Annotated in this window: 6 protein-coding genes; 2 read left to right on the top strand and 4 right to left on the bottom strand. The window is 71.4% G+C overall.

All coding sequences use genetic code 11. The features are described from left to right. Positions 1-942: hypothetical protein (locus Q0C41_RS29470; protein WP_291990252.1), on the top strand; the 942-nt coding region annotated here is incomplete at its 5' end. An 8-nt stretch (positions 943-950) separates the two neighbouring features. Next, positions 951-2276 (top strand): cation:proton antiporter, encoded by a 1326-nt coding sequence (locus Q0C41_RS29465; RefSeq protein ID WP_291990250.1) that lies wholly within the window; start codon positions 951-953, stop codon positions 2274-2276. Between the two features lie 33 nt (positions 2277-2309). Here Q0C41_RS29465 and Q0C41_RS29460 read toward each other — a convergent pair whose 3' ends face one another. The 4 genes from Q0C41_RS29460 to Q0C41_RS29445 form a co-directional block, all read right to left on the bottom strand. Next, positions 2310-2636, bottom strand: coding sequence for an iron-sulfur cluster assembly accessory protein (locus Q0C41_RS29460; RefSeq protein ID WP_291990249.1), 327 nt, complete (start codon positions 2634-2636; stop codon positions 2310-2312). Between the two features lie 12 nt (positions 2637-2648). Further along, positions 2649-3818, bottom strand: a complete 1170-nt coding sequence (locus Q0C41_RS29455) for a cysteine desulfurase family protein (protein WP_291990254.1) — start codon at positions 3816-3818, stop codon at positions 2649-2651. A gap of 10 nt (positions 3819-3828) precedes the next feature. Then, a complete protein-coding gene (locus tag Q0C41_RS29450) occupies positions 3829-4293 on the bottom strand; it encodes an Rrf2 family transcriptional regulator (RefSeq protein ID WP_291990248.1) in 465 nt (154 codons plus the stop codon). A 47-nt stretch (positions 4294-4340) separates the two neighbouring features. Continuing rightward, positions 4341-5401, bottom strand: a 1061-nt coding sequence (locus Q0C41_RS29445; RefSeq protein ID WP_291990247.1) for a c-type cytochrome, incomplete at its 5' end; no start/stop codon positions are given.

The raw sequence follows: 5401 nt of genomic DNA, 5'->3' as shown, positions 1-5401 counted from the left end.
GCGCTGGCCGTCCTCGGCGTGTTCGCGGGTCTGGCGCTCGACCTGCGTGGCCCTCACGACCGGCGGCTGTTCACGGCCGCGAGCCTCGAGGCCGGCGTCACCCTGCTCATCGTCGGAGGCGCGTTCCTGATCCTGCTGACGTCATGGCGGATGCCCTTCGTGCTGTCGTACGCGCTGGTCGCCGTGACATTGGGGTTGTGCGCCTCGGTCTCGTCGGCCGGCGGTGCGGATGAGGGCTCTCCAGCGCATGCCATGGCCCTACGCATCGCCGATCTGGACGATGTGCTGCCCATCGTGGTGAGCGGGGTGGTGGTGGTCATGCTGGGCAGCTCGGCGCCCATGCACATCTGGGTGGCGGTGGCCTGGCTGTTCCGCACGCTCGTCCTCGGCATCGCCGTCGGCACCGCGGGCTGGCTGCTCTTCGAGCGCGCCCACTCGCGCGCCGAGCGCCATGTGTTCATCGCCGGGACGGTGGCGCTCATTGGCGGTACCTCGTCTTTTCTCGGTCTGTCGCCGCTGCTCGCGGGGCTGATGGCCGGCCTGCTGTGGGTCTGGCTCCCTGGTGAGGCCGACCGCGTGGTACGCAGCGACCTCCAGCGGGTGCAGCATCCACTCATCGTGGTGCTGCTGCTGGTGGCCGGGGCCTCCTGCGAGTTCTCGCTCCAGGCCGTGTGGTTGAGCGGACCGCTGGTGCTCTTCCGGCTCACGGGCAAGCTGGTCGGTGGATGGCTCGCCATGCGGGTGCAGGGACTCGTGACGGCCAGTGAACTGGGCCTGCAGCTCATCGCGCCCGGGCTGCTCGGCATCGCGCTCGCGTTGCATCTCCTGCAGGTCGTGCGCACGCCGGGCATGACGGCCGTGCTCACCGCGGTCGTCGTCGCGACGCTGGTGTCAGAGGCGCTCGGCCTCGTGCTGCGTCCGGCCGAGGCGCGCCAGGCATGATGCGCCTCATGGCGCTCGTGATCATCCTGGCCACGACGGCCGCGGTGACCAGCGTGGCCGCGACGGCCGGTCGTGCTGGCGGCCCCGGCACCGCCCTCGCCATCGGTTTCGCCCTCATCGCGGCGTCGCTGACCGGCGAACTGTTCGAGCGGTTCCGTCTGCCGCGGATCTCCGGGTACCTCTTGTTCGGCGTAGCCTGCGGTCCTTCGGTCGGCGCGATCCTGACGCCCGCCATGGCTCGGGACCTCCAGGTGGTCAACGGCGTGGCGATCGCCCTGATCGCCTTCATCGCCGGCCTGGAGATCAACTTCACCCGCCTTCGGCCCCAGTTGCGCGCCATGCTGACAATGGGCGGCGTCATGCTCGGACTGATGTGGGTCACGCTGACCCTCCTGTTCTTCCTCGCGTGGCCGTGGCTGCCCATCCTCCCGGCCGCGACTGGTCTGGCGCGGCTCGCGCTTGCCAGTTTGGCCGCCACCGTCGTCGCGAGTTTCTCCCCGACCGTGACCATCGCGGTGATCGCCGAGAGCAGGGCGAGGGGGCCGTTGTGCGAACTCGTGCTTGCCCTCGTCGTCCTGGCCGATCTGGCGCTGGTGCTCCTGTTCACGGTGTCGATCGAAAGCGTGCGGATGGCGCTCGGGACGTCAGGCGGGGGCCCTGGCGTGCTGTCGGGCTTGGCCTGGGAGATCTTCGGCTCGTTCGCCTTCGGGGCGATCGTCGGCGCACTGATGGCGTTGTACCTGCGGTATGTGGGGCGCGAAGTGACGGTGGTGCTGCTGGGGGTCAGCGTGCTGCTCAGTCAGGCGGGCGCGGGCTGGCACTTCGAGCCGCTGTTGGCCGCACTGGCGGCGGGGCTCGTGGTGGAGAACATCGCTCCGCCTGAGGGCGACGGGCTCCGCGTCGCGGTGGAGCGGGGTGCGCTCCCGATTCTGGTACTGTTCTTCGCCGCTGCGGGGGCCAATCTCGAAATGCGCGCGCTGACCGAGGTCGGCGTGCTGGCGGTCCTGGCCGCAGCCGTGCGGGCCGCCCTGATCTGGGTGACCGCCGCGGTGGGCGCGCGTACCGCTGGTGTCACGGGCACGGCCCCGTCCCTGGCCTGGATGGGATTGATCTCCCAGGCTGGCGTGACGCTTGGCCTGGGCGTCATCATCGCGCAGGAGTTCCCGGACTGGGGTCCGCGCCTCTATGCCCTCATCGTCGCCATGAACGCAATGCACGCCGTCATCGGCCCCATCGTGCTCCGGGCGGCGCTGTCTCGGGCGGGCGAGGTCGGGCGCATGGACCTGCACGAGCACGCGGAACGCCGGACGCCAAACGCCGAAGCGCCAGCCTGAGGCGCCACGACGACCGCTGATTCAGGGGGCGGGTCAGCTCAGCGAGAAGGACGTGCCGCAGCCGCAGGTCGCCTTGGCCTTCGGGTTGACGACCATGAAGCCCTTGCTCATCAGGCTCGTGTCGTAGTCGATCTGGGTCCCCTCCAGAAGGCGGTAGCTCTTGGGATCGACGTAGATGCGCGAGTCTTCCGGCCCTTCGAAGACCTGATCCTGCTCGGCGGGCGCCGCTTCCCACGCGAAGACGTAGCTGAGACCGCTGCAGCCCCCGGCCTTCACGCCGACGCGCAAGCCGCCGCCAGCGAGGCCCTGCTTCTCGAGCAACTTGTGAATCTGCCGTCCGGCGTCGAGGGTGATGTACATGGCTCCTCCATTCTAGCGCCGCGCCCTCAGCGTCGACACCAGGGCGATGACCCGATCGGCCAGGTCCTCGACCTCCGGCTCGGTGGTCGTCCGCAGGAGCCCGAAGCGTAGGGAGCTGCGGGCCTCCACCTCGTCCAGGCCCAGCGCCAGCAGCACGTGGGACGGCGCCGCCGACGTGGACGCGCACGCGGCCCCGGGCGACACGGCGATGTCGGTGAGGCCCAGCACCAGCGCACGACCGGTGAGTCCCCCGAATCCCACGTTGAGGTTGTGCGGCAGCCGCGGACTGGCCGCCCCTCGCAGATGGACATCCGGCAGCGCGTCCCGCAGGCGCGTCCAGAGCCGGTCGCGCAGGGCCGCCAGGCGCGGCCCATCGCTCGCCCGCCGCTCACGGGCCAGTCGCGCCGCTTCGCCGAAGCCAACGATGCCGGGGACGTTGAGGGTGCCGGACCGGAGGCCCCGCTCGTGGCCGCCGCCGTGGTGAAGCGGCGCGAGGGCCACCTTCGAGGCGCGCCGGACCACGAGGGCTCCCACGCCCTTCGGCCCGTAGAGCTTGTGCGCCGTGTACGAGAGCAGGTCGATGCCCATCCCCGTCATGTCGATGGCCGTCAGCGAGGCCGCCTGCGAGGCATCGGTGTGCATCCAGGCACCAGCGTCGTGCGCCAGCGTCGCGATCGCAGCGAGCGGCTGGAGGACGCCGATCTCGTTGTTGCCAGCCATGACCGACACCAGCGTCGTGCCCGGGGTGATGGCGCGGCGGAGGACGTCGAGGTCCACCAGTCCGTCGGTCTGCACCGGCACGCGTGTGACGCGCACGCCCTGACCTTCGAGGACGGCACACGGGTCGAGCACCGCCGGGTGCTCGGTCGCCACCGTGACGACATGTGGCGCAGTCGTCGGGCGCCCACCCGGCTGTGCCGCGAGCGCGTCGATCACGCCCCGCAGGGCCAGGTTGTTGGCCTCGGTCGCGCCACTCGTGAAGATCACGTCGCGGAGGCGGGCACCGACGAGCGCGGCGACGTGCTGTCGTGCCGACTCGACGGCTGCCTGCGCCTCCCAGCCGAAGGGGTGCTGCAGGCTGGCGGCGTTGCCGAACTGCTCGGTGAAGAACGGCAGCATCGCCGTCACGACCTGGGGGTCGCAGGGCGTGGTGGCGTGGGCGTCGACGTAGAGACGGGGCAGGGGACGGCGCCTACTCGGGCACGGGGACGGCGGTTCGTCGCGACAGCGAGACCGGCATGCTCGGCACGCTGCTCTCGTCGACGATCTCGGCCAGCGAGCAGGCGGCCAGCGCCGTCAGGATGCGGTCCTTGATGCGCCAGAGCGGATCGCGCACGTTGCACTTCGTGTACTGATCGCAGGCGTGGTCGTCGGTCGAGCAGGCCGTGACCGTGAGCGGCCCATCGACGGCCTGGATCACGTCGGCCACCGACATCAGCGTCGCCGGGCGCGCCAGCTGGTAGCCGCCCCGCGTGCCCTGATGCGAGACGAGGAGGCCGCGACGCACGAGGCGCTGCAGCACCTTGGCCATCAGCTCGGCCGGGATGTCGTACTGCTCCGCAATCTCCCGGGCGCTCGACGCGCCGCGGTCCCCATGAAGCGCGAGGTGCTTCATGGCCATCAGGGCGTAATCGGTCTTCTTGGAGAGGCGCAGCATGTCCGTAGTCTACCGGGAACCCGGCACGGGGCGAAACCGGTCGGGGTTCATGGCCCGGCTGGCGCGGCGACGACCGGATCGGGCACCTTGTTGCGTACCTTCGGCAAGGTGCGCAGGTAGGCGAACACGGCCGTCAGATCGGCATCCGTCATCTGCGCGAAGGCCGGCCAGGGCATCGGCGGCAGCAACGTCCGGCCCCGCCCCTGGTGCCGCCCCTGCCGGAGGCTGTCGATGAACTGGGCAGCGGTCCAGGCGCCCAGCCCCGTCGCCTCGTCGGGCGTGAGGTTGGCCGCGAAGCTGATCCCCCACGGTCCCGACGCCGCCTGCGTGGCGGTCAGGTGCATCACCCACGGCCCCTCGGGCGGACGCGCCGCCGGGACCTTCTCGGACGCCGGGTAGCCGGCCAGCACCCGGGTCGGGTCGGGCTCGAGGCCCTTGTCCCCGAGCCGATTCGGCGTATGGCAGTCGCCGCAACCGATCACCTCGACGAGGTAGCGGCCCCGTGCCACCGGGTCCGCGCCCGGCTGCGCCGGCGACCGGAGAGACGACGGGTCGAACGGCGGTGCAGGCGCACCCGAGCCGGAGGCGACGATCGCCTCCGGCACCGCGTTGTCGATGGCCGGCACGGAGCGCAGATACGTGAAGATCGAGACGAGGTCCTCGTCGGTCATCCGCCGCAGCGCCGCGACGGGCATCGGCGGCAGGATCTGGCGCCCGATGCCCTGGTGTCGCCCCGTCCGCATGGCGGCGACGAACTGCTGTGGCGTCCAGCCGCCCAGCCCGGTGGCGTGCGGCGTGAGGTTGGACGCGAACGCCACGCCGAGCGCCGACGCCCACGCGGTGTTGGTGGCACTGGCCGACGCGATCCACGGCAGCAGGAGCGACGGCGGAGGCGGCATCGTCAGCGCCGCCGGGTGGCCGGACAGCATGCGCGTCATGTCTGGCGCCGGCCCCGCCTCGCCCATCGTCCACGGCGTGTGGCAGTCGTTGCAGGCGGCGATCCTGACCAGGTACTCGCCGCGCGCGAGCCGCTGGGCCGACAGCGCGGCCGTCGGCTCCTGCATCGCCGCCTGGGGCCGCGCGCGCCCTGCCACGACCGCCGCCGTGA

It is taken from the genome of Luteitalea sp. (assembly GCF_022842525.1).
In the GTDB taxonomy this organism is placed as follows: domain Bacteria; phylum Acidobacteriota; class Vicinamibacteria; order Vicinamibacterales; family Vicinamibacteraceae; genus Luteitalea.
This window is presented reverse-complemented; position numbering and strand designations above follow the sequence as displayed.

Coding starts and splice junctions, on each gene's coding strand:
- Q0C41_RS29450 (WP_291990248.1), bottom strand. CDS start 4,293: ATGCTGCGCCTCTCCAAGAAGACCGATTACGCCCTGATGGCCATGAAG.
- Q0C41_RS29460 (WP_291990249.1), bottom strand. CDS start 2,636: ATGTACATCACCCTCGACGCCGGACGGCAGATTCACAAGTTGCTCGAG.
- Q0C41_RS29465 (WP_291990250.1), top strand. CDS start 951: ATGGCGCTCGTGATCATCCTGGCCACGACGGCCGCGGTGACCAGCGTG.